The sequence below is a fragment of the Iamia sp. SCSIO 61187 genome, from assembly GCF_019443745.1.
Classification (GTDB): domain Bacteria; phylum Actinomycetota; class Acidimicrobiia; order Acidimicrobiales; family Iamiaceae; genus Iamia.
Map to the genome: position 1 here is coordinate 4,611,387 of NZ_CP050948.1, position 23,529 is coordinate 4,634,915.

Sequence of the window (23,529 nt, forward strand, 5' to 3'; positions counted from 1 at the left end):
GGGGCGACGGGCGGGCGATCAGCCCACGATCTGGGTGATGCCGCCGGGGTTCTCGCCCTCGACGGCGACGGGGAAGCCGTCCACCGTCCCGGTGACGAGGCAGCGCTCGGTCCCGCCCTCGAGCACCACCCCCGGTCCCTCGGCCGGACGGTCGCCCCGGCGGAACGACGTGAGCCCGGTGAGGGCGCTGGTGCGCGTGTCGTCGAGCCGGAAGCCGGCCCCGGCGTTGGAGTCGGCCTGGCAGCCGGCGAGCGTGGAGTTGGCGGTGCCGCGCAGCACGAAGCCGTCGCCGAAGGAGTCCTGCGCCTGGCACCCCACGAGCTGGTTGCGCTCGCCCGTGACGACGAACTCGTCGTGGTTGAAGTAGGCCTTGCACCCCTCGAGCCGGTTGTTGGCCCGGGTGATCAGGTAGCCCGGGCCGTCGCACCCGGCCACGTCGCAGGCGACGAAGACCCCGTCGGTGCCCCCGACGAGGATGCCGGCCCGCCCGTCGCCGGCCTTGGCGCACTCGAACACGACGGCCTGGAGGACCCGGGTGGCGCGGACCTCGGCCGGGGTGGCGCCATCGGGTGGGTCGACGCCGATGGCGATGCCGTGCCCGCCGAAGTACACGACGATGACATCGGCGATCAGGTGGAACGAGTCGCTCCCGGTGACCGGGGTCAGCGACCCCCTGTTGTTGCCCCGGAGGGCGATGCCGTGCCGGCCCGCGGTCTGCTCGCCCGTCGACCCGTCGAGGGTGAGGTCGCGGATGGCGGCGTTGGCGACAGGCGTGCCGTCGGCGTCGGCCTCGATCACGAGGGCGGGCTCGTCGACCCCCGAGGCCAGCTTGATGACCGTGCCCGGGCCGGCACCGCGGAGGGTCACGCCGGAGCGGAGGAAGAGGCTGCCGCTGATGGGGAAGACGCCCGCCCCCAGGTGGACGGTGCCGCCGCGCAGCGGGCCGGTGCCTTCGCCGGCGGCGGCGTCGAGGGCGTCCTGGAGGGCACCGCGGTCGTCGCCCTCGCCGGTGCCCCGGGCCCCGTGGTCGCGGGTCGCGTCGCGCCACCCGCCCGGCGGCGAGCCCGCGGGGGCGGTGGCCCCGGCCCGCGGGAGCCCCGGCGAGCCGTCGTCGTCGCCCCGGCCGATGGCGGCCAGGGCGACGGCGGCCACCCCGGCCCCGGCCAGGCCGGCGCCGGCGATGAGCACGCCCCGACGGCCGGCGTCGGGACGGGCGGGGGTCTCGTCGGCGGCGTCCACCGTCAGAGGCTGGCACGCACGACCGACCTCCGGGCACCACGGCGACGCCGTCCGTCCCGGCGGGGTCCGGCCTACTCGCGCGGCGCGTCGCGCGTGGCGGCGACGAGGACGGGGCGGGTGAGGGCGACGGCGACGGCACCGGCGGCCAGGGCGGCCAGGCCCAGGCCCGCCATGGGGACCACGTCGGGCCCCACGACCGGCTGCTCCTCGGCCGCGGCGGCGACCATGAGGAGCTGGGCGGCGCCGGCGCCGCTGGCCATGGCGCCGATGCTGGCCAGCCCGAGGGGCACCATCGCCTGCCACCGCCGGGCCCGCTGGAGGACCTCGAGGGACGTGCCGGCCAGGCGCAGGCGGGTGAGGGTGACCCGCTGGTCGAGGATCGAGGCCGTCGAGCCGATGGCCGTCGCCACGGTGGCCAGGCCGAGGGCGGCCAGCGACATCACCACGCTGGCCCGGCCCAGGTCCTCGACCATCAACCGGGCCTCGGCGTCGATGTCGGCGAGGGACGACACGCCGGCGGTGGGGTCGGCGGCCAAGATGGCGGTGCGCACCACCTCGACGTCGGTGCCGGCCTCGGCCACGACCGTCCCACGGGTCACGACCTCCTCCCCCTCCGACGACGACCAGCCCGCGACCTCGGTCCCGGGCACGGCCTCGGCCACGGCCCGCTCGACCGCCCGCACGGCCTCACCGTCGGCCGGGCCGGCGACGGAGAGGTACAGGTCGGTCGCCTCGTCCAGGTGCTCGACGGAGTCGGAGACGGCCCGGACCGTCGGGATGACGCCGAAGAGGAACCCGGCGATGAGCCCGGCCATCACCATGCCGCTGACGGCGCGGTAGGTGCCGCGGGCGTCGTCGGTGATGCGACGGCCGGCGAGGACCGGCCCCGGTCGCCGGCCGAGGTGGGCCAGGGCGGCGCCGACGAGCCACGTCAGCAGCGGCCCGACCACGGCCAGCGTGCCGATCACCGCCCCCAGGCCGAGCAGCACCGGGACCACCGAGCCGCCGTGGCCCAGCTGGGCGGCCGAGACCGTGAGGGCGAGCCACGCCACCGGCACGACCAGGAGGCGCACGAGCCGCGGGCGGCGGCCGCCCACCCGACTCGACACGCCGAGCGGGCCGATCACCACCTTCCGCAGGGCCACCGTCGCGCTCCCCGCGGCCAGCAGCGGCACCAGCACGACGGCGGCGGCGAGGGCGCCGGCCCCGAGCCAGAGGTCGGCGACGGCGAAGTCGCTCCCGCCCAGCTCGATGCGGGCGGCGGCGGGCAGGACCGCGGCGTAGAGGGCCACCCCGCCCACGGCGCCGGCCAGCGCGGCCAACGCCGTCTCGAGGGCGGTGACGGCGACGACGAGGCCCGGCGTGGCGCCGACGAGGCGGAGCCCGGCGAGGCGCTGCTCGCGCTGGGCGGCGGTGAGACGGGCCAGGGCGCCGACGAGCAGCAGCGTCGGGACCACGAGGAGGACGGCGGCGATCTGGGCCATGACCCGGTAGTCGGCGATGACGTCGGTCTCGCCACTGGCGTCGTAGCCGACGATGGGGGTGCCGTCGACGGCGATCTCGCCCTCGGCCCGGCCCACCACGGCGACCAGGTCGGCGTCGATGGCCCGGCCCTCGGGCCCGACCTGGCCGACGATCGTCCCCGGGAGGCGGTCGCCGAGGGCGGCCGCCGGCTCGGACGCCAACAGGTCGGCCAGGGCCGGCGACACGACGACCTCGCCCGGGCCGGGGACGGCGTCCACGCCCGGCGGGAGGGGCACGGTGCCGCGGCCGGTCGGGGCCAGCTCGACCCGGGTGATCTCCCGGCCCCGGTAGGCATCGGTCATCGTGCGCTGGACCGCGGTGGCCGCGTCGGGGTCGGCGGCGGCCATCGGGGTCCGCCAGGCGACCCGGTCGCCCCGGGCACCGAGGGCGGGGCTCACCGAGAGGGCGAGCAGCGCGAGCGTCGTCGCGGCGAGGACGCCGGCGGCGCTCATGGCGAGCACGGTCCACTGGCGGGCACCGCCGCGCCGCCACAGCAGACCGGAGATGCGCAGCACGGTCATCGACCGGCCTCGGAGACCAGGGCGCCGTCGCGCAGGTGGAGGGTGCGGTCGCAGGCGGCGGCCACCTCGGGGTCGTGGGTCACCACGAGGAGGGCGGCGCCCGAGGTCCGGCAGGCGCGGACCAGGAGGGCGACCACGTCGCGGCCGGTCGCCCGGTCGAGGGCGGCGGTGGGCTCGTCGGCGAAGACCCCGCGGGGCCGGGCGACCAGGGCGCGGGCGATGGCGACGCGCTGGGCCTGGCCACCCGAGAGCTCGCCCGGGCGGCGCCGCTCCAGGCCCTCGAGCCCGAGGGGACCGAACCAGCGGTCCGCCTCGGCGGCGGCCCGCCGGCGGGTGGCCCCGGTGAGCATGAGGGGGAGGGCGACGTTCTCGATCGCCGGCAGCTCGGGCAGGAGCTGGCCCGACTGGAAGACGAACCCGAGCTCGGCGGCGCGCAGGCGGCTCCGCTCCCGCTCGGAGAGGCGGTCGATGCGGCGGTCGCCGAGCCAGACCTCACCGAGGTCGGGGCGTTCGACGCCGGCCAGGCAGTGCAGCAGCGTCGACTTCCCCGACCCGCTCGGCCCCATGGCGGCGACGGCCTCGCCCCGGCCGATGGCGACGTCGACGCCGGCCAGGGCCGTCGTCTCGCCGAACCGCCGCCACAGGTTCGTCCCCCGCAGGGCGGTGGCGGTCGCGGTGGGGGTGGGGGTGAGCGTGTCCATGGCGGCGAGCGTGCGCCCGGCGGGGGTGCCGGCGCATCGGTCGGGCGGCCAGGAGGGGGTGACCGATCGGACCGACGCCGATGGCCGATCGGCGGAGGCCGGGGCCGGGACCGGTCCGTACCATCGGGACGTGCTCCCCGCGACCTCGCCCGCTGCGCCCGGAGGGGCGCGGGCGTGGTGGGATCGGGTGACCCGGCTGCTGCCGTGGGTCGTCGACCTGGCGGTGGTGGGCGCGGTGGGGGTGGTCGCCCTGATCGACGTCGTCCAGCTCTCGGGGGCGCTCGCCGCCGAGAAGGCCCTCGCCGGCCTGGCCGCCGTGGCCCTGGCCGGCGCCCGGCGGTGGGCGGCGCTGCCCGCCCTCGCCCTCCTCGTGGCCGGGACCGTCGGCCTCGCCGTCCTCGCCACCTCCGTCGTCGGGGACCCGGGGATCCCGGCCCTGGCCCCGATCGTCGCCGTCGCCGCCCTGTCCACGCCGGTGGTGCGGCGCCAGCCCGCGCTCGTCGCCGCCGGGGCGGCGGCGGCCGGGGCGGTGGCCGTGGCCAGCGTGGCGACGTGGCCGTCGGAGCCGCCGGTCCGGATCGTGGCCACCGGCCTCCTCGGCGGTGCCTACGCCCTGGGCGTCGGGGCCGGGGTGTACCTCCGCCACCTCGACGGCGAGCGGCTCCGGGCCGCCGACGCGGCGCGGCGGTCCGAGCGGATCGACATCGCCCGGGAGCTGCACGACCTGGTGGCGCACTACATCACCGGGATCGTGGTCCAGGCCCAGGCCGCCCAGGTCGTGGCCGACCGCGACCCGGCGGCCGCCGGCGCCGCCCTCGAGCGCATCGAGGGCGCCGGCCGCGACGCCCTCACGGCCATGCGGGGGATGGTGGGGACGCTGCGGGGCACGGCCGACCGGGCCCCGACCGCCCCGCCCGCCGGGCTGGCCGCCCTCGACGACCTCGCCGGGCTGGAGGACCTGGTCGCCCGCAGCCGCCGGACCGGCCTGCCCGTCACCCTGGGCATCAGCGCCGAGGCCGGCGAGACCGCACGGGGGGCCACGGCGGCGGCGACCCACCGCATCGTCCAGGAGGCGCTGACCAACGTGCACCGCCACGCCGTCGACCCGACCCGCGTCGACGTCGCCGTCCGGGTCGTCGACGGGCACCTCGTCGTCACCGTGGCCGACGACGGCCGCCTGCCGCTGGGGCCCGACCCCACCGCCGCCCTCGCCGGCGGTGGCTTCGGGCTGATCGGGATGGCCGAGCGGGCCGAGGCGCTCGGCGGCCGGCTCGTGGCCGGCCCGGCCGTCCCGCCCGAGCAGGGCTGGCGGGTCGAGGCCGTGCTGCCGGCGATGGCGTCGGTGGGGCGGTGAGCATCCGGGTGGTGCTGGCCGACGACCAGGAGATGGTGCGGGCCGGGTTCCGCCTCATCCTGGAGGCGACCGACGACATCTCGGTCGTCGGCGAGGCGGCCGACGGGCGCACGGCGGTGGAGCTGTGCCGGCGGCTCCGCCCCGACGTGGCCCTGCTCGACATCCGCATGCCCGTCCTCGACGGCCTGGAGGCCACGCGCCTGCTCGCCGGCCGGGAGGTCGCCGAACCGGTGCGGGTCGTGGTCGTCACCACCTTCGACCTCGACGAGTACGTCCACGCCGCCCTCCTCCACGGCGCCACCGGGTTCCTGCTCAAGGACGCCGGGCCGGCCCTGCTCGTCGAGGCGGTCCGGGCCGCGGTGCGGGGCGATGCCCTGGTGTCCCCGCAGGTCACGACCCGCCTGCTGCGCCAGCTCAGCGGCGGGGCCGCCGCCCGGCGGGCCGTGGCCGCCCCGGCCGAGCCCCTGACCGAGCGGGAGGGGCAGGTCCTGACCCTCGTCGCCCGCGGCCTCACCAACGCCGAGATCGGCGGGAGCCTCTTCGTCTCCCCGTCGACGGTGAAGTCCCACCTGGCCTCGCTGCAGGCGAAGATCGGCGCCCGCAACCGGGGTGAGCTGGCCGCCTGGGCGTGGCAGTCCGGCCACATGGACGGAGCCTGATCGGGGGCGGGAGGCCGCTCAGCCCACCCGCGCCTCGACGGTGGCGTGGAGACCGGCGATGGCGCCGTTCAAGACGGCGTCGATGAACTCGGGGGTCGCCTCTCGGCGCTCGACCAGGCGGCGGTAGGTGAAGGGCCCGATCACCATGGCCAGGGCGGTGTCGAGGTCGAGGTCCCGGCTGATCTCGCCCCGCAGCTGGGCCAGCTGGAGGACGGTGCGCAGCGGGCGCTTCCGCTCGGCGAGGACGGAGGTCACGATCTCCTCCATCTCGGGGTCCCGCTTGGCGGCGTCGATGAGCAGCGGGAGCATGTCGGTCACCCGCCGCTCCTCCTCGACCTCGTTGAACCGCCCGAACAGGTAGCGCAGGTCGTCGGCGAGCGAGCCGGTGTCGGGGGTCGGCTGCTCGATGACGCAGCCCCGGGCGGCCTTGGCGATGAGGCCCTCCCGGGAGGCGAAGTGGCGGTACAGGGTCGACTTGGCCACGCCCGACCGGGACGCCACCTCCTCGAGGGTCACGCCCTCGACGCCGGCCTCCAGCAGAAGCTCGACGGTCGCGTCGAGAGCAGCGCGGTGCGCTTCTTCACTGCGGGGACGGGCCACGATCCTGAACCGTAGCGAAAGCAGACCTCGACCGCTCTCGAACACCGGCCGCAGGGTGGCCGATGTCACCGTCGACGTGCGGAAACACCGGGTCGGGAAGGATCCGTCGCCCTCTAAGGTTACGGGTCGATGTCGTAGCGAAACCCCCGACGCAGAGGTCGGGCCGGGACGGCACGCAGAGAGGCACAGCGATGGCAGAGCTCACCAAGGACGCCGGTCACCCGACCGCAGGCACCGACGAGACCTTCGGGATCGACCCCACGATCTACGCCCGGCGGTGGAAGACCCTCGTGGTCCTCTGCACCAGCCTGCTGATCGTCATCATCGGCAACACCAGCCTGAACGTGGCCCTGCCGACGCTGGCGCGCGAGCTCGAGGCCTCGACCAGCTCGCTCCAGTGGATGGTCGACGCCTACGCCCTCGTGTTCGCCGGGCTCCTGTTCACCGCCGGCACCATCGGCGACCGCTTCGGCCGCAAGGGAGCGCTGCAGGCGGGCCTCGGCGTCTTCCTCGTCGGCGCCGCCTTCGCCACCGTCGCCGACACCGCCGGCCAGGTGATCACGGCCCGGGCGATCATGGGCATCGCCGCCGCCTTCGTGATGCCGTCGACGCTGTCGATCCTCACCAACGTCTTCCCCGCCCACGAGCGTCCCCGGGCCATCGCCATCTGGGCCGGCATCTCCGGCGGCGGCGCCGCCATCGGGCCGATCGCCTCGGGCTGGCTCATCGAGCACTACTGGTGGGGCTCGGTCTTCCTGATCAACGTCCCGATCATCCTCATCGCCCTCGTCGCCGGCGCCGTGCTGGTGCCCCGGTCGAAGGACCCGGAGAAGGTGCCCCTCGACTTCCTCGGCGCCGGGCTGTCGATCATCGGCCTCGGGTCGCTGGTGTACGCCATCATCGAGGGCCCCCACCACGGCTGGGCCTCCCCCGAGACGCTGCTGACCTTCGCCGCCTCGTTCACGGCCCTCGGCCTCTTCGCCGCCTGGGAGCTGCGGGCCCGGCACCCGATGCTCGACCTGCGGCTGTTCCGCGACCGCCGGTTCAGCGTGGCCTCGGCCGGCATGTCGCTGACCTTCTTCGCCATGTTCGGCACCTTCTTCCTGGTCGCCCAGTACTTCCAGCTGGTCCTCGGCTACTCGGCCCTCGAGTCGGGCCTGCTCCAGCTGCCGATGGCGGCGGTGATGATGAGCGTCGCCCCGCAGGTGCCCAAGCTGGTCGCCCGCTTCGGCGCCGCCCGGGTCGTCCCCTTCGGGCTCGGGTTCACCGCCACCGGCCTGGCGATCTTCTCCCAGGTCGGGGTGAGCAGCTCGATCGCCATGGTCTACCTGTCGATCCTCCCGCTGGCCTTCGGCATGTCGCTGACCATGACCCCGCTGACCACGCTCATCATGTCGTCGGTCCCGCTGGGCAAGGCCGGCGTGGGCTCGGCCATGAACGACACCACCCGGGAGCTGGGCGGTGCCCTCGGCGTGGCCGTCCTCGGCTCGCTCGTGACCAGCCAGTACGCCTCGAGCCTGGCCCCCGCCCTCACCGGGCTGCCCGACGGCGCCCGGTCCCTGGCCGACTCGGGCCTCACCGGTGCCCTCGCCGTCGGCCAGCAGATCGGCGGGGCCCCCGGCGCCGCCCTCACCTCCGCCGCCCAGCAGGCGTTCGTCGACGGGCTCGGCCTGGCGGCCATCGTCGGCTCGCTCGTGGTGTTCTCGGCCGCCGCCGCGGCCTGGTTCCTGCTCCCCAAGGGCGCCCCGGTGCCGTTCGGAGCGGTGCCGGGCACGCCCGGCGACGCGGTCCGCCCCGACGCCGCCGGCGACGTGGTCGACGACGGCGAGCTCGAGCCCTCCCCCACCATCACCGACGGTGACGCCGGCCGGGAGCCCACCCTCGTCGACTGACGGGCGCACGCATCGCCTCGGAGGCGATCCGTGCACTCCCATCGCCGCGGGGCGAGGGGTGACCGATCCGGGAGGGGTGCGGTGACGAACCAGGGCTGATGCCCTCGCTCGCCGCCCGCCTCCGTCCCACCGGGGGCAGCCTGCGGGCCGTGCTCGCCGGCCTCCTCGCCGCCGGGGTCGGGCTCGGCGTCGCCGAGCTCGTCGGCGGCATCCTCACCGACGCCGGCTCACCGGTCGTCGCCGTCGGCGGTCTCGTGATCGACAACGTCCCGCCGAGCGTCAAGGACTTCGCCATCGAGACGTTCGGCAAGAACGACAAGGTCGCCCTGATCGTCGGGACCCTCGTCATCGTGTTCGTCCTCGGCGTGGTCCTGGCCCTCGTCGCCCGGCGCCGCCCGGCCGTCGCCGCCGCCGTCGTCGTCGCCGTGTCGCTCGTCGGCGTGGTCGCCACCCGCGACCAGGGCACCGCCGGCCTCGTCGCCTCCGCCCTCCCCTCCCTGCTCGGCGCGGCCGCTGCCATCGCCGCCCTCGCCCTCCTGCGGGCGACCTACACGCCCGGCGGCGACGTGGTCGCCGCCCTGCCCGTCGTGGGGCGCGAGCGCCGGTCGCACCTCGACGACCCGACCGACGGGCTGCCGCCCCGCCGCGAGTTCCTCATCGCCTCGGGCACCGCCCTGGTCCTGGCCGGGGCGGCCGCCGGTGCCGGCCGCACCCTCCAGGCCCGGAACAACGCCAGCGCCAGCCGCCAGGCGGTGACGCTGCCCCGTCCCGTCGACCCGCTCCCGCCGATCCCCCGGGGCACGAGCGTCGGCGTCGAGGGCGTGAGCCCGTTCACCACGCCGAACCGGGACTTCTACCGCATCGACAAGAACATCACCCCCCTCCAGGTCAAGACCGACGGCTACGTCCTGAAGGTCACCGGCATGGTCGACCGGACGATCGAGCTCCCGTGGGAGGACCTGATCGCCCGCGACATGCGGGAGTACGACATCACCATGACCTGCGTGTCGAACCTCATCGGCGGCAACCTGGTCGGCAACGCCCGCTGGCTCGGGTTCCCGCTGAGCGAGCTGCTCGACGAGGCCGGCGTCCGCGCCGGGGCCGACCAGGTGGTCGGGCGCTCGGCCGACGACTACACCGGCGGCTTCCCCGTCGAGGCCGCCTACGACCGTGACGCCATCGTCGCCGTCGGCATGAACGGCGAGCCCCTCCCGATCGATCACGGCTTCCCGGTGCGCCTCGTCGTCCCCGGGCTCTACGGCTACATCGCCTCGGTGAAGTGGCTGACCGAGGTGGAGCTGACGACCTTCGACGCCTTCGACAGCTACTGGGTGCGCCGGGACTACGCCGCCCGGGCGCCCGTGAAGACCATGAGCCGCATCGACACCCCCCGGAACCTGGCCAAGCCGTCGCCCGGCACGGTGCCCATCGCCGGGGTGGCGTGGGCCCAGACCCGCGGCATCGCGAAGGTCGAGGTCCTCGTCGACGACGGCGAGTGGACCGAGGCGACCCTCGGCGAGGCCCTGGGCGAGGACACCTGGCGGCAGTGGACGCTCCCGGTCGAGCTCGACGCCGGCTTCCACACGGTGAAGGTGCGCGCCACCGACGGCGAGGGCGAGGTCCAGCCCGAGGAGCGGACCGACCCGCTCCCCGACGGTGCGAGCGGCTGGCACACCATCCGCCTCAGCGTCCAGTAGCCGGGCCCGCGCCGAAGGACGTGCACCGCATCGGTGCTCTTCCGTGCTGAGAACGCCTACGCGGTGCAGGTGGGCGTGGTGCCGGCGTCCGAGAGCACCATCTGCTCGACGGCGAGGCGCTCGAACATCTCGGCCCGCAGCCCGGCGGCGCCGGGGTCGGCGAAGCGGTTGGCCATCTCGTCGGGGTCGTCGTCGAGGGCGAACAGCTCGCCCTCCTCGCTCCCCCGGTACACCGACAGCCGGCCCGCGGCGGTGATGAGGGTGCGCATCCGCAGGGGCTGGCCCAGCCCGGCCAGGTCGAAGGGCTCGTCCTCCTCCACGAGGATCTGGTCGCGCGGGGCGACGGCGGGGTCGTCGAGCACCGGCCGCAGGCTGTGGCCCTGCATGCCCTCGTAGGGGTCGACCCCGCACAGGTCGAGGATCGTCTGGGCCACGTCGATCGAGCCGACGAGCGACGACGACTCCGCCCCCACGGTCTGGCCCGGGCGGGCGACGAGCAGCGGGACCCGCAGCGCCGGCCGGTAGTGCATGGCCGCCTTCAGCATCAGGCCGTGGTCCCCGAACATCTCGGCGTGGTCGCTGGTGAAGATCACCACGGTGTCGTCGGCGGCGCCGGTCGCCTCCAGGGCGTCCAGCACCCCGCCGATGGCGCGGTCGAGGAGGGTGATCGACCCGTACTCCTTGGCCGCCGCCTCCCGCCACACCTCGGCCGTGGGCGAGAACGGCAGGACCGGGATGGCCGGCGGCGGTGCCCCCCGGCCCTGCCGCCAGGCGCGGAGGTGGGCCGGCGAGGCCTCGTGGGGGTCGTCGAAGGTGGCCGGCAGCTCCAGGTCGTCGGGGTCGTAGAGCGACCAGTACTCGTCGGGCGGGCAGAAGGGGTGGTGGGGGTCGGGGAACGAGACCTGGAGGAAGAACGGGTCGTCGCCCCGGGCCGCGTCCTCGACGAACGCCACGCCCCGCTCCCCCACGAAGGCGGTGGGGTGCAGCTCGGCGGGCAGCGCCGGCCTCCACGCCTGCCACCAGTGGGGCGAGGTCTCGGCCGCCACCTCGGCCCCCAGCGACGTGGCCGGGTCGACCCCCCGGTCGATGAGCCAGCGGAGGTAGTGGCCGCTCATCACGTCGCCGTGGCCGACGGTGAGCTCGACGTGGTCGAAGCCGTAGAAGTCCTCGGGCACGTCGACGTCGCCGGCGGCGTAGCGGGCCTCGTCCTCCCAGCCGTCCCACCCGGGCGGGCGGGGGCGCACGACGGCGTCGGGCTCGGCCAGGCCGGCGCGCAGGAGCGGCACCATGTCCCGCCCGAAGCCCATGTTCTGGAAGTGGGCCTTGCCGACCAGGCCGGTGCGGTACCCGGCGCGGCGCAGCTCGCGGACGCAGGTGCTGGCGTCCCAGTCGAGGGCGATGCCGTTGCACCGGGTGCCGTGGGCCGACGGCATGCGTCCGGTGAGGAGGGTGGCCCGGTTGGGCATGCAGATCGGGTTGGCGGCGAAGGCCTCGGTGAAGCTGGTCGCCCGGGCGGCCAGGGCGTCGAGGTGCGGGGTCTGCACCACCGCGCTGCCACCGAAGCCGGTGTGGTCGAGACGGTGCTGGTCGGTGACGATCAGCACCACGTTGGGGCGTGCGGCCATGCCCCATGCTGTCACGTCAGGTGACAGAAGGTTGGCTCGCCTCAGGGGAAGCGGGCCTCGGACCGTCGCTGGTACTCGTCGCTCCGGGCGAGGCTGACCGCCAGGGCCAGGTCCCCCTCGGCCTTCACCCGCGGCCCCCAGTAGTCGACGTCGGACGCCGAGGCGGGCCGGGCCAGCAGCTTCCCGTACAACCCGTCGACCCGCGCCGCGACCGACTCGGCCGACTGGAAGAAGCGGTGGGCGACCGACGGCCGGTTCGTGCGGGCGACCTGGTCGACCCAGTACGCCACGCCGGCGGCGTCGGCGGGGCGGCCGAGGATGGCGTCGTAGAGGTCCCCGACCCACGCCTCCGGCGTCCCGCCCACGGCGCCGACGTACTCCGCCGAGGCGTAGAAGCTGGCGGCCACGCGGGCGACGGTCCGCCGCCCCGACGCCAGCTCCCGGACCCAGAAGGCCACGTCGGCGGCCGTCCCCTCCCGGCCGAGGGTCGAGCGGTAGAGGTCCTGGACGATCGCCGAGAGCCACTCCGGGCCCCGGGTGAGGCGCCCCAGGACGGCGGTCTTGGTGTCGCCGGCGGCGAGGGCGAGGGCGACCGCCTCGGCCCGGCGCAGGTCGGTCCGACCCAGGAGGTCGGTCACCGCCGCGGTGGCGAACGAGTGGCCCGGCGTGCGGTCGGCGACAGGTGCGGTGCCGTCGTCGCCCAGCCGGGCGCGAACCCAGTCCATGATCGCCCGGCGGAAGCGCGGCGGGTGCGCCGGGTTGGTGTTGACGTCGCTGTTGCTGTCGGCGGGAGCGTGCTGGTCGCAGTCGCCGGGCGTCGCCGGGTCGTCGACGCACAGCTCCATGGACCGCGAGCGGCTGCCCGGCCCCTGGGCGGCGATGGCCCGGCGGACCCCCTCGTGCATGCAGGCGTTGGCCCCCAGCATGGCGTCGGGACCGTCCTCCACCGGGCACCGGACCGGCCGGTCGCCGCACCAGATCGGGTCCCGGGGCGTCCAGACGTCGAGCACCGGGCTCGACAGCCGGCCGTCGGCCACCAGGCGGGCCGGGCGGTTGGCGGGGTCGACGATCGCCGGGTGGAGCCGGCGCCGGAAGATCTCCGTCCCCTCGGCGTCGGGGTCGCCGCAGCCCGGCTGCCCCTCGGCCCACCCGGTGAAGGCGTCGGCGAAGATGCCGGAGTCGGCGACCACCGCCGTGGGCGCCAGGCCCTGCTCCTCGAGGGCCCAGGCCACGTGCCAGGCGCCGAAGGACCCGGCGCTGGTGCCGTGCACGACGATGTCGTCGGTCGGCCCGAACCGGAGGGCGAAGGCGACGGCGGCCTTGGTCGCGTAGAGGCCGTTGACGGTCCGGGGCCGACCGTCGGGGGTCAGGTGCGGGTTGTTGGGGTCCGCGACGTCGGGCCCGCCGTAGCCGTCGTGGCCGCACATCGACACGCCGAGCATCCGGTAGCCGGCGGGGTCGGCTCGCACCGAGGCCATGATCCCGCCGTCGGTGCTGTGGCCGCGGGTGAGGTAGCGGATCTGTCGGTCGGCGTCCTCCTCGTGCATGTTCCAGCTGTCGGGTGGCTGCTTCTGGCCCTGGGCGTCGAAGTGCCCGAACCCGCCGCCGTGCATGTACACCCACAGCGGGCGGACGGCGTCGGCCGGGGTGCCGACCCGGGTGGCGATGGTGAAGGTGCTGTAGCCCCCGATGGCGCACGGGTAGGCCCGGTTGCGGAGCTGGACGTAGCTCCAGCCGTCGCGCGTCGACGCCGCCACCAGCTCGATGCGGGACGTCGACCCGGGGGCGCCCACGGCCGGCACGGTGGCGGCCGACGGGGCGGGCGCGACGGGCGCGTCCTGGGCCCCGGCCGGGGGGCCGGTCCACCCCACCCCCAGGCACAGCACGGCCACCAGGGCGGGGAGCCAACGCCGCCGCGGGCGGAGCACGACGGGTCCCGGCACGGTCACATCTTGGTTCGTCGGCCGGGAGGCCCGCAGATCGAGGGCCTGGTTCGCCCCCGACCCGACGGGGGAGCCCACCGGGGAGACGACGCAGGAGGTCGACATGCCGGTCGCATCGTTCGTGATGGGGGCGGAGGGATGGACGCCCGTGGGGCACAAGAGCACCCGGGACGACAGCCGCATGCTCCCGGTGGGACCGATCCACGCCGCCGACCCGGAGGCGGGGACGTCGGTGTGCGGCGGGATCGCCCTCGAGCTCGACCGGGCCGGGCGCAGCTTCACGCCGTGGGGCCCGGGGACCTGCCCCCGCTGCAGCGAGTCGCTCGACCCGCAGCCGGCACCCACCCCGCCCGACGCCCACCACCGCTGACCCGCCCACGGCGGGCCACGGCAGCCCTGGTCCCGCCGGTTTGTGGCCGTCGGGTGCGGGGAGCCCGGATGCGTCCCCCACCCGAGGAGCCCCGATGAGCGACGCACCCGAGACCAACTCCCGCCCCGGCGAGGAGGTGCGGGAGCCCGAGAACAGCACCGTGGACGACTGGATGGGCCAGGACATCGCCCGCGACGAGGAGGTCGCCGAGCGGGTCGCGGCCGACAGCGACAGCCTCGAGGAGGCCGAGGCCAAGTTCGACGAGCAGGCCCGCGGCGAGCAGGCGCACAAGGAGGGCTACCCCCGCCCCGACGACGAGCAGCCCGACCCCGACGCCCCGGTGGGCGACGAGTCGCCCTGACGGTCGCTGTCGCTCGTCACCCGAAGGGGTGGAGTGGGCCGTGTGACGGTTGGATGTCACACGAGTGGGGAGGACGACCACGCTGGGCGCAGAGCGAGGAGAACCCCCACCGTGGCCTTCCACACCATCGACCGCGACGACGAGCGAGCCGTCGTCTTCGATGGAGGGGGTCGTGCCGGGTGGGCTGAGCTGCTCCGCCGGCTGCCCCGCCTCGTCGTCCCCGACCGGCCGCTGGTGCTCGACGTCAGCGCCCTCACCCTGCTCCCGGCCGAGGTCGCCGACCTCCGCCGGTCCATCGGGAGCCTCACTGGACGTGACGTCCGGGTCGCCTGCTCCCGGTTGAGCGGGCGGCGGGTCCTGCGTCGGCTGCTCCCCGACGAGGTGGCGGTCGTCCTGGCTCCGGGCGTGGTGCCCGACCCCTGCCCCGCCGAGGCCGACCGGGCGGTGGGCACCGCCGCCCTCGAGGAGACCGACGGCCCCGAGCTCACCCCCGCCTGATCACGGCGCCAGGCGGTCCGACCCCTCCAACGACCGACGCAGGCGGCCGGCCACGGCCGGGGTCAGCTGGCGGCGCTCGGCCTGCCACGACCAGTTGCCCACCGCGGTGCCGGGCTGGTTCATCCGGGCGTCCGACCCGAGGCCCAGGACGTCCTGGAGCGGGACGATCGCCATCGCCGCCGGCGAGGCCATGGTCAGGTCGACCACGGTCCACCACGGCTGGGCGCTGTCGGCCTCGACCCCCGCGGCATCGGCCGTGGCGCGCACCCGGCCCTGCGCCGCCGGGGCCAGGGAGCGCCACCACCCGAGGGCGGTGTCGTTGTCGTGGGTGCCGCTGTAGGCCACCTGGTGCTCGTGGTGGCGGGAGGGGTGGTGGAGGTTGGGGCGGGTCCCGTCGAAGCCGAACTGGAGCACGGCCATGCCCGGGAACCCGAGCTCGTCCCGCAGGCGCTCCACCGCCGGGGTGATCACGCCCAGGTCCTCGGCGATGACCGGGAGGGGGCCGAGCTCGGCGGCGGCGGCGTCGAACACGTCGCGCCCGGGGCCCCGGACCCAGCGCCCCTCGATGGCCGTGGGGCACTCCTCGGGCACCGCCCAGTAGGCGGTGAAGGCCCGGAAGTGGTCGATGCGGGTGAGGTCGACGAGGTCGAAGGTGCGCCGCAGGCGCTCGGTCCACCAGCGGTAGCCCTGGCGCCGGTGGGCCGGCCAGTCGAACAGGGGGTTCCCCCAGCGCTGGCCGGTGGCGCTGAAGGCGTCGGGCGGGACGCCGGCCACGGCACCGGCGCGGAACAGCTGCGGGTGGGCCCGGTGGTCGGCGCCGTCGGGCGCCACGTAGATCGGCACGTCCCCGATGAGCCGCACGCCGGCGTCGGCGGCGTGGGCCCGCAGGGCGCGCCACTCCCGCTCGAAGCGGACCTGGTCCCGCACCGCCTCGCGGGCGTCGCCCCCGGTGGCGGTGACGAACGCGACCCACTCGTCGATCCACCCGGCGCCGGGACCGAGCCGGAAGTCGTCCTCGTCGGCGACGGTCACCCGGGCGCGCGGTGAGGCCAGGAGCCCGGACCACCCGGCGAAGGCGGAGGCCGACCGGTACGGCGATCCGTGCTCGTCGGGCGGGCCGACGGGCAGCACCTGCCACCAGCCGACCCCGGCGGTCGCCAGCCAGTCGACGAACCGCCGGGCGTCGCCGAGGGTGCCGCCCGGGATCGAGGTCACGTGGGCCAGCACCCCGGCCGATCGAGGTCCGCGCACGGTCGCAGCCTCGCGCGTCGCCGACCGGTCCCGGGCCATCGGCCGCTGCTCCCCGCGCCCGGCCGACGCAACCGCGCCCCCGGTGTGGCGCCCGGCTCACCAGGGGAAACGCGGTGTTCACGGGATCGCCGTTGTTTCGGTCCGAGGTCGCGGGTAGGGCTGGGCGGGTGGAACCTGTCCCCGGTCGCGCCTCCGCCGCCCCTCCCCCGCGCATCGTCATCGAGCACCCGACGCCGGTGGTCGACTGCGGGCGCCACCTCCCGAAGAGGACGGTCGGCGAGACCCTCGAGGTCGGCGCCGACATCTTCCGGGACGGTCACGAGGTGCTGCGCGCCGTCGTGCGCTGGAAGCCGCCGGGGCCCGGGAAGCGCCCCTGGCAGGAGAGCCCCCTGCGCCACGTCGACGCCGCCGTCAAGGGGGTCCGCTGGGAGGGCCGGTTCCCCGTCGACGCCCTCGGGCGCTGGAAGTGGACCGTCGAGGCGTGGGTCGACGAGCTGGCCTCGTGGCGGGAGGAGATCCGCCGCAAGGCCGACGCCGGCCAGGAGGACCTGAGCAGCGAGCTGGCCGAGGGTGCGCTCCTGCTGCGGGCCGCGGCCAAGCGGGCCAAGGGCGACGACCGCACCGCCATCGCCTCCGCCGCCGACGTCGTCGAGGACGGCGACGCCCCCACCCGCACCCGCGTCGGGGCCGCCCTCGACCCCGCCCTGGTCGCCCTGTGCGACGCCCACCCCGACCGCTCCCGCGCCGTGAAGCTGCCCCGGGCCCAGGAGCTCGACGTCGACCCGGAGCGGGCCCGGTTCGGCTCCTGGTACGAGCTGTTCCCCCGGTCCTGGGGCGGTCTGGCCGGCGTGCAGGAGCAGCTCCCCGCCCTCGCCGACCTCGGCTTCGACGTCGTCTACCTCCCGCCGATCCACCCCATCGGCGTCACCAACCGCAAGGGCCGGAACAACACGCTCGTCGCCGGCCCCGACGACCCGGGCTCGCCGTGGGCCATCGGCGGTCCCGACGGCGGCCACGACGCCGTCCACCCCGAGCTCGGCACCATCGACGACCTCGACCGGCTGGTGGCCGCCGCCCGCGACCTCGACATCGAGATCGCCCTCGACTTCGCCATCCAGTGCTCGGCCGACCACCCCTGGCTGACCGAGCACTCCGAGTGGTTCAACCGGCGCCCCGACGGGACGCTCAAGTACGCCGAGAACCCGCCCAAGAAGTACCAGGACATCTACAACGTCAACTTCGACTGCGAGGACTGGCGGGGGCTGTGGACCGCCCTCCGCGACGTCGTCCTGTTCTGGGTCGACCACGGGATCCGGGTCTTCCGCGTCGACAACCCGCACACCAAGCCGGTGCCGTTCTGGGAGTGGCTGATCCGCTCGGTCCGCGACGACCACCCCGAGGTGATCTTCCTGGCCGAGGCCTTCACCCACCGGGCCATGATGCGGACCCTCGCCAAGGCCGGCTTCAACCAGAGCTACACGTACTTCACCTGGAAGCAGTCCTCGTGGGAGCTGGCCGAGTACGTGACCGAGCTGGCCACCACCGAGGAGCGGGAGTACTTCCGGCCCAACTTCTTCGCCAACACCCCCGACATCCTGACCGCCGAGCTGGCCGACGGCGGCCCGGCGAAGTTCGTCAGCCGCCTGATCCTGGCCGCCACCCTCTCGCCCAGCTACGGCATCTACTCCGGCTTCGAGAGCTTCGAGCGGACCCCGGTGCAGCCGGGCTCTGAGGAGTACCTCGACAGCGAGAAGTACGAGGCCAAGCGGCGCGCGCTCGACGGTCCGCTGCTGCCTCTGGTCGAGCAGCTCAACCGCATCCGCCGCCAGCAGGTCCCGCTGCAGCACATGTCCGGCACCCGCTTCCTCGACACCGAGAACCCGGCGCTCCTCGCCTTCGCCAAGCAGCACGAGGGCCAGACGGTCATCACCGTCGTGTCGCTCGACCCCGAGCACGTCCAGGAGGGCGTAGTCGTGGTGCCCTACGAGCTCGGCCTGCCGCCCAGCTTCAAGGCCCACGACCTGCTCACCGGCGACACCTTCGACTGGCGGATCGGTCGCAACTACGTGCGACTGGTGCCGTTGGACCAACCCGCCCACATCATCGAGATCGAGGTCGCGTGAGCGCCGCATGACGCACGAGAACCCCGCACGCGACACCGCCACCCACTGGTTCGAGGCCAACCCGCTCTGGTTCAAGACCGCGGTCTTCTACGAGTTGCACCTGCGCGCCTTCTTCGACAGCAACAACGACGGCTCCGGTGACTTCCGGGGCCTGACCGAGAAGCTGGACTACCTCCAGTGGCTCGGCGTCGACTGCATCTGGCTGCTGCCGACCTACCCCTCGCCGCTGCGCGACGGCGGCTACGACATCGCCGACTTCAACGGCGTGCACCCGGACTACGGCACCCTCGACGACGTCAAGGAGTTCCTGGCCGCCGCCCACGAGAAGGGGATGCGCGTCATCACGGACCTGGTGATGAACCACACCTCCAACGACCACGCCTGGTTCCAGGAGAGCCGCCAGCCCGGCAGCGAGAAGCGGGACTGGTACGTCTGGTCCGACAGCGACGACCTGTACAAGGACGCCCGGATCATCTTCACCGACACCGAGGTCTCGAACTGGACCTGGGACCCGGAGGCCGGCGCCTACTACTGGCACCGCTTCTTCAGCCACCAGCCCGACCTCAACTACGAGAACCCCGACGTGCAGGAGGCGATGCTCGACGTCCTGCGCTTCTGGCTCGACCTCGGGCTCGACGGCTTCCGCCTCGACGCCGTGCCGTACCTCTTCGAGGAGGACGGGACGAACTGCGAGAACCTGCCCGCGACCCACGAGTTCCTCAAGCGGGTGCGCGCCACCGTCGACGCCGAGTACCCCGACCGGGTCCTGCTGGCCGAGGCCAACCAGTGGCCCGAGGACGTGGTCGACTACTTCGGCGACGGCGACGAGTGCCACATGGCGTTCCACTTCCCGGTCATGCCCCGCATGTTCATGTCGCTCCGCCGGGAGGACGCCACCCCCATGATCGAGATCCTCGAGCGCACGCCCGAGATCCCCGAGAGCTGCCAGTGGGGCCTGTTCCTCCGCAACCACGACGAGCTGACGCTCGAGATGGTCACCGACGAGGAGCGGGACTACATGTACGCCGAGTACGCCAAGGACCCCCGGATGAAGATCAACGTCGGCATCCGCCGGCGCCTGGCCCCGCTGCTCGACGGCAGCCGCGAGGACATCACCCTCCTCCACGCCATCCTCTTCTCCCTGCCGGGGTCACCGATCCTCTACTACGGCGACGAGATCGCCATGGGCGACAACGTGTACCTCGGCGACCGCGACGGCGTCCGCACGCCGATGCAGTGGACCGGCGACCGCAACGGCGGGTTCAGCCGGGCCGACTTCGCCCAGCTCTACGCCCCGCCGCTGATGGACCCCGTCTACGGGTTCCAGGCCGTGAACGTCGAGGCCCAGCTGCGCACGCCGAACAGCCTGCTGCGCTGGATCCAGCGCTTCGTGGCCCTCCGCAAGGAGCACCCCGTCTTCGGGCTCGGCACCTACCGGGCGCTCAAGACCTCGAACACCAAGATCTTCGCCGTGCTGCGGGAGTACGAGGGCGACACCGTGCTGTGCGTCCACAACATCGCCCGCTCGGCCCAGGCGGTCGAGCTCGACCTGTCGGAGTTCCAGGACCGCTGGCCCGAGGAGATGCTGGGGCGCACCCGCTTCCCCCGCATCGGCGAGCTCCCCTACCTGCTCACCATGGCGCCGCGCGGGTTCTTCTGGTTCCGCCTCACCGAGGAGGAGCGGCCCGAGGAGCGCTTCGACGCCGCCCTCGAGGCGGCCGAGGCCCGCTCCGAGGAGGAGCGGGTCGCGGCCGAGGACCGGGCCGCCCACGAGCGGGCCGAGGCCGAGGACGCCGCCGCCGAGGACGTGCTCCGGGGACCGGCGGCCGACGAGGTGGGAGGATGACCATCATCAAGGCCTTGGACGAGATCGACCTCGATTCCCTCACCGAGTGGGTGGTCGCCCAGCGCTGGTTCTCGGGCAAGTCCCGGGAGGTCCACGTCGGCGTCCGCACCGCGCTGCCGCTGTGCGAGGACCCGGGCCTGGGCCTGGTCATCGCCGAGGCCCGCACCCCGGCGGGGACCCACGAGCTGTTCCAGCTGGTGGTCGGGGTCGACGGCGGGGCCCTCGACCACGACGCCCTGGCCGACCCCGAGCGGGCGGCGGCGCTGGCCGACCTCCTGCGGGGCGGCGGGACGGTGGAGGGGGCCGAGCACACCGTCGCCTTCACCTGGGCCGACGCCGCCCCGACCCTGGGTGACCGGCCCACCGTGCGCCCGCTGCGCGCCGAGCAGTCGAACTCGTCGGTCGTCATCGACGACCAGGTGATCCTGAAGGTGTTCCGCCACCTCGAGCCGGGCGAGAACCCCGAGCTCGAGATGCTGGAGTTCCTCTCGACCCACGGGTTCGACGGGGCACCGACCCTCGTCGGGTCGTACTCCCTGCACGGTGACCTGATCGACGCGACCCTCGGCGTGGCCCAGCAGTACCTGGCCGGCGCCGTCGACGGCTGGGACCTGGCCCAGGACGCCCTGACCTCGGGCGCCACCGACCGCCTCACCCCCCGCCTCGCCGACCTCGGTCGCGTCGTGGGCGAGATGCACAGCGCCCTGGGCTCGGACGCCTCCGACCCCGACTTCGCCCCCGAGGAGGCGAGCGACGAGGCCCTCCCGCTCTTCATCGCCACCATCGACGAGGAGATCGAGCAGGTCTTCTCCAAGCTGCCCGAGCACGAGGTGTTCGCCCCCATCACCGGGCGGGGCGACGACCTGCGCGACCGGCTGCGGCGGATGTCCTCGGGCGGGTCCGTGGGCCGGCTGATCCGCCACCACGGCGACCTCCACCTGGGCCAGACGATGCTCGACGACGGCCGCTGGACGATCCTCGACTTCGAGGGTGAGCCGTCACGCCCGCTGCGCGAGCGGCGGCGCAAGCGGTCGGCCCTGCGCGACGTCGCCGGCATGCTGCGCTCGTTCGCCTACGCCGCATCGGCCGCCGAGCGGGCCGGCGCGTCGCTCCCCGACGGCTGGGAGGCCGCCGCCCGCCAGGCGTTCCTCGACGGCTACCACGCCGGCGTCGAGCCCGCCCTCCTGCCCGCCGGCGAGGCCGCCACCGCCCAGGTCCTGGCGATCTTCGAGCTGGAGAAGGCCGTCTACGAGCTGCGCTACGAGATCGACAACCGCCCCGACTGGGCCGCGATCCCGGTGGCCGGCATCGCCCGCCTGCTCGACGAGGACACCCCGTGACGACCGACCGCATCGACGCCGACAGCTCCCCTGCGACGCCTCCAGGCCACTCGGCTGACGCCTCGCCGGCCACCGGGATCACGCTGGGCGAGATCGACCTCCACCTGCTCAACGAGGGCCGGCACCGCCGGCTCCACGACGTGCTCGGCGCCCACGTCCGCACCGTCGACGGCGTCGAGGGCACCGCCTTCTCGGTGTGGGCCCCCGACGCTCGCTCGGTGAGCGTGGTCGGCGACTTCAACCACTGGGTCGGCGGCAGCCACCCGATGCACCCGATCGGGTCCTCGGGCGTGTGGGAGGTGTTCGTGCCCGGCGTCGGCGCGGGCACGGCCTACAAGTTCGAGGTCCACGGCCGCGACGGGTCGCTCGTCCAGCACGCCGACCCCGTCGCCCTCCAGGCCGAGGTGCCGCCGGCCACGGCGTCGATCGTGAGCGCCTCGCACCACACCTGGACCGACGCCGGCTGGGTCGAGCGGCGTCGGTCGCTCGACCCCCAGGTCGGACCCATGTCGATCTACGAGGTCCACCTCGGGTCCTGGCGACGCGACCCGGCCAACCCCGACGTCCCCCTGGGCTACGCCCAGGTCGCCGACGAGCTGGCCGCCTACGTCACCGACATGGGCTTCACCCACGTCGAGCTGCTGCCGGTCATGCACCACCCCTTCGGCGGCTCGTGGGGCTACCAGGTCACGTCGTTCTTCGCCCCCGCGGCGGCCTGGGGCACGCCCGACGAGCTCAAGTACCTCGTCGACACGCTCCACGCCCACGGCATCGGCGTCATCCTCGACTGGGTCCCGGCCCACTTCCCCCGCGACGAGTGGGCCCTCGCCCGCTTCGACGGCACCGAGCTGTACGAGCACGCCGGGCCCCGGGGCTCGCACCCCGACTGGGGCACGCTCGTGTTCAACCACGGCCGCCACGAGGTCAAGGGCTTCCTGCTGGCCAACGCCCTGTTCTGGCTCCAGGACATGCACGCCGACGGCCTCCGCGTCGACGCCGTGGCCTCGATGCTCTACCTGGACTACTCCCGCGAGGAGGGCCAGTGGGCGCCCAACGTCCACGGCGGGCGCGAGGACCTGGAGGCGGTGGCCTTCCTCCAGGAGGTGAACACCGTCATCCACGCCGAGGAGCCGGGCGTGGCCTCGGTGGCCGAGGAGTCGACCGCCTGGCCCGGCGTGTCCAAGCCGGTCGACGGCGGCGGGCTGGGCTTCGGGTTCAAGTGGAACATGGGGTGGATGCACGACACCCTCGCCTACTTCCAGCAGGACCCCGTGCACCGGAAGTACCACCACAACGAGCTGACGTTCAGCCTCGTCTACGCCTTCGACGAGAGCTTCATCCTCCCGCTGAGCCACGACGAGGTCGTCCACGGCAAGCGCTCGCTGCTGGAGAAGATGCCCGGCGACCGCTGGCAGCAGATGGCCAACCTGCGGGCCCTCTACGGCTACATGTGGGCCCACCCGGGCAAGCAGCTCCTCTTCATGGGCGGCGAGATCGCCCAGGAGCGGGAGTGGAGCGAGGAGCGCAGCGTCGACTGGCACCTGCTCGAGCAGCCCGACCACGCCGGCGTCCAGGGCCTCGTCCGCGACCTCAACCACTGCTACCGCCGCCACCCCGCCCTGTGGGAGGTCGACGGCGACCCGGCCGGCTTCAGCTGGCTCGAGGGCGGCGACGCCGACCGCAGCGTGGTGGCCTTCGCCCGCCACAGCGCCGGATCCGCCGAGCACCTGGTGTGCGTGGCCAACCTGACCCCCGTGCCCCGCGAGGGCTACCGGGTGGGCCTGCCGACCTGGGGGCGCTGGACCGAGGTGCTCAACACCGACGCCGCGCCCTACGGCGGCTCGAACGTCGGCAACATGGGCGGCGTCGACGCCGAGAGCGTCCCGTGGCACGGCCAGCCCTGGTCGGCCGAGATGACCCTCCCGCCGCTCGGCGTGGTGTGGTTCGCCTCCCCCGCGGTGGGAACTGCCACCCGGTGAGCGATG

At 74.6% G+C, this 23,529-nt stretch carries 18 protein-coding genes; 11 read left to right on the top strand and 7 right to left on the bottom strand.

Annotated elements, in window-relative coordinates:
* Positions 1-18: 18 nt before the first annotated feature.
* The 3 genes from HC251_RS22280 to HC251_RS22290 all read right to left on the bottom strand — a co-directional run bounded on the left by HC251_RS22280 (position 19) and on the right by HC251_RS22290 (position 3,985).
* The gene (locus HC251_RS22280) at positions 19-1,239 is read right to left on the bottom strand and encodes a right-handed parallel beta-helix repeat-containing protein (RefSeq protein WP_219942822.1); all 1,221 of its coding nucleotides are present in this window, start codon (positions 1,237-1,239) and stop codon (positions 19-21) included.
* A gap of 71 nt (positions 1,240-1,310) precedes the next feature.
* Entirely contained in the window at positions 1,311-3,284 is a 1,974-nt protein-coding gene (locus HC251_RS22285) for a hypothetical protein (RefSeq protein WP_219942823.1), read from the bottom strand.
* Positions 3,281-3,985 (bottom strand): ABC transporter ATP-binding protein, encoded by a 705-nt coding sequence (locus HC251_RS22290; RefSeq protein WP_219942824.1) that lies wholly within the window; start codon positions 3,983-3,985, stop codon positions 3,281-3,283. The genes HC251_RS22285 and HC251_RS22290 overlap by 4 nt, the downstream gene beginning before the upstream one ends.
* A 130-nt stretch (positions 3,986-4,115) precedes the next feature.
* Here HC251_RS22290 and HC251_RS22295 point away from each other — a divergent pair, with 130 nt between their 5' ends.
* Complete coding sequence (locus HC251_RS22295) at positions 4,116-5,339, top strand: sensor histidine kinase (protein ID WP_219942825.1); 1,224 nt, start codon at positions 4,116-4,118, stop codon at positions 5,337-5,339.
* Complete coding sequence (locus HC251_RS22300) at positions 5,336-5,998, top strand: response regulator transcription factor (RefSeq protein ID WP_219942826.1); 663 nt, start codon at positions 5,336-5,338, stop codon at positions 5,996-5,998. Before HC251_RS22295 ends, HC251_RS22300 begins: the two co-directional genes overlap by 4 nt.
* Before the next feature lie 18 nt (positions 5,999-6,016).
* On the opposite strand, the gene HC251_RS22305 is transcribed toward HC251_RS22300, so the two are convergent.
* Positions 6,017-6,598: a TetR/AcrR family transcriptional regulator gene (locus HC251_RS22305; RefSeq protein WP_219942827.1), complete on the bottom strand. Its 582-nt coding sequence runs from the start codon at positions 6,596-6,598 to the stop codon at positions 6,017-6,019.
* A 191-nt stretch (positions 6,599-6,789) separates the two neighbouring features.
* On the opposite strand from HC251_RS22305, the gene HC251_RS22310 reads away from it, so the two are divergent.
* Positions 6,790-8,490, top strand: a complete 1,701-nt coding sequence (locus HC251_RS22310) for a DHA2 family efflux MFS transporter permease subunit (RefSeq protein ID WP_219942828.1) — start codon at positions 6,790-6,792, stop codon at positions 8,488-8,490.
* A gap of 98 nt (positions 8,491-8,588) precedes the next feature.
* On the top strand, positions 8,589-10,187 hold the full coding sequence (locus HC251_RS22315; RefSeq protein WP_219942829.1) for a molybdopterin-dependent oxidoreductase: 1,599 nt from the start codon (positions 8,589-8,591) through the stop codon (positions 10,185-10,187).
* A gap of 56 nt (positions 10,188-10,243) precedes the next feature.
* Here HC251_RS22315 and HC251_RS22320 read toward each other — a convergent pair whose 3' ends face one another.
* Both HC251_RS22320 and HC251_RS22325 read right to left on the bottom strand, forming a co-directional pair.
* Positions 10,244-11,812 carry a sulfatase-like hydrolase/transferase gene (locus HC251_RS22320; protein WP_219942830.1) on the bottom strand — a complete coding sequence of 523 codons (1,569 nt, stop codon included), beginning with the start codon at positions 11,810-11,812 and terminating at the stop codon, positions 10,244-10,246.
* Between the two features lie 41 nt (positions 11,813-11,853).
* Complete coding sequence (locus HC251_RS22325; RefSeq protein WP_219942831.1) at positions 11,854-13,755, bottom strand: DUF4214 domain-containing protein; 1,902 nt, start codon at positions 13,753-13,755, stop codon at positions 11,854-11,856.
* Positions 13,756-13,858: 103 nt separating this feature from the next.
* Between HC251_RS22325 and HC251_RS22330 the strand changes: the two genes are divergently transcribed.
* From HC251_RS22330 to HC251_RS22340, 3 genes are all read left to right on the top strand, one after another.
* A complete protein-coding gene (locus HC251_RS22330; protein ID WP_219942832.1) occupies positions 13,859-14,125 on the top strand; it encodes a hypothetical protein in 267 nt (88 codons plus the stop codon).
* A gap of 94 nt (positions 14,126-14,219) precedes the next feature.
* Positions 14,220-14,486, top strand: coding sequence for a hypothetical protein (locus HC251_RS22335; RefSeq protein ID WP_219942833.1), 267 nt, complete (start codon positions 14,220-14,222; stop codon positions 14,484-14,486).
* Between the two features lie 111 nt (positions 14,487-14,597).
* Positions 14,598-14,984 (top strand): hypothetical protein, encoded by a 387-nt coding sequence (locus HC251_RS22340; protein WP_219942834.1) that lies wholly within the window; start codon positions 14,598-14,600, stop codon positions 14,982-14,984.
* Here the strand turns inward: HC251_RS22340 and HC251_RS22345 are convergent, their stop codons facing one another.
* Positions 14,985-16,235 carry a 4-alpha-glucanotransferase gene (locus HC251_RS22345; protein ID WP_219942835.1) on the bottom strand — a complete coding sequence of 417 codons (1,251 nt, stop codon included), beginning with the start codon at positions 16,233-16,235 and terminating at the stop codon, positions 14,985-14,987.
* A 167-nt stretch (positions 16,236-16,402) separates the two neighbouring features.
* Between HC251_RS22345 and HC251_RS22350 the strand changes: the two genes are divergently transcribed.
* The 4 genes from HC251_RS22350 to glgB are packed head-to-tail and all read left to right on the top strand — an operon-like array spanning position 16,403 to position 23,523.
* Complete coding sequence (locus HC251_RS22350; protein ID WP_219942836.1) at positions 16,403-18,358, top strand: alpha-1,4-glucan--maltose-1-phosphate maltosyltransferase; 1,956 nt, start codon at positions 16,403-16,405, stop codon at positions 18,356-18,358.
* A gap of 7 nt (positions 18,359-18,365) precedes the next feature.
* The gene (gene treS / locus HC251_RS22355; RefSeq protein WP_219942837.1) at positions 18,366-20,204 is read left to right on the top strand and encodes a maltose alpha-D-glucosyltransferase; all 1,839 of its coding nucleotides are present in this window, start codon (positions 18,366-18,368) and stop codon (positions 20,202-20,204) included.
* Positions 20,201-21,544, top strand: a complete 1,344-nt coding sequence (locus HC251_RS22360) for a hypothetical protein (protein WP_219942838.1) — start codon at positions 20,201-20,203, stop codon at positions 21,542-21,544. The genes treS and HC251_RS22360 overlap by 4 nt, the downstream gene beginning before the upstream one ends.
* On the top strand, positions 21,541-23,523 hold the full coding sequence (gene glgB / locus HC251_RS22365; protein WP_255566522.1) for a 1,4-alpha-glucan branching protein GlgB: 1,983 nt from the start codon (positions 21,541-21,543) through the stop codon (positions 23,521-23,523). The genes HC251_RS22360 and glgB overlap by 4 nt, the downstream gene beginning before the upstream one ends.
* Positions 23,524-23,529: the final 6 nt, after the last annotated feature.

Bases quoted from the DNA above. Each gene is read 5' to 3' on its own strand.
- treS (WP_219942837.1), top strand. From the start codon at position 18,366: ATGACGCACGAGAACCCCGCACGCGACACCGCCACCCACTGGTTCGAG.
- HC251_RS22285 (WP_219942823.1), bottom strand. From the start codon at position 3,284: ATGACCGTGCTGCGCATCTCCGGTCTGCTGTGGCGGCGCGGCGGTGCC.
- HC251_RS22360 (WP_219942838.1), top strand. From the start codon at position 20,201: ATGACCATCATCAAGGCCTTGGACGAGATCGACCTCGATTCCCTCACC.
- HC251_RS22320 (WP_219942830.1), bottom strand. From the start codon at position 11,812: ATGGCCGCACGCCCCAACGTGGTGCTGATCGTCACCGACCAGCACCGT.
- HC251_RS22290 (WP_219942824.1), bottom strand. From the start codon at position 3,985: ATGGACACGCTCACCCCCACCCCCACCGCGACCGCCACCGCCCTGCGG.
- HC251_RS22335 (WP_219942833.1), top strand. From the start codon at position 14,220: ATGAGCGACGCACCCGAGACCAACTCCCGCCCCGGCGAGGAGGTGCGG.
- HC251_RS22315 (WP_219942829.1), top strand. From the start codon at position 8,589: ATGCCCTCGCTCGCCGCCCGCCTCCGTCCCACCGGGGGCAGCCTGCGG.
- HC251_RS22330 (WP_219942832.1), top strand. From the start codon at position 13,859: ATGCCGGTCGCATCGTTCGTGATGGGGGCGGAGGGATGGACGCCCGTG.
- HC251_RS22310 (WP_219942828.1), top strand. From the start codon at position 6,790: ATGGCAGAGCTCACCAAGGACGCCGGTCACCCGACCGCAGGCACCGAC.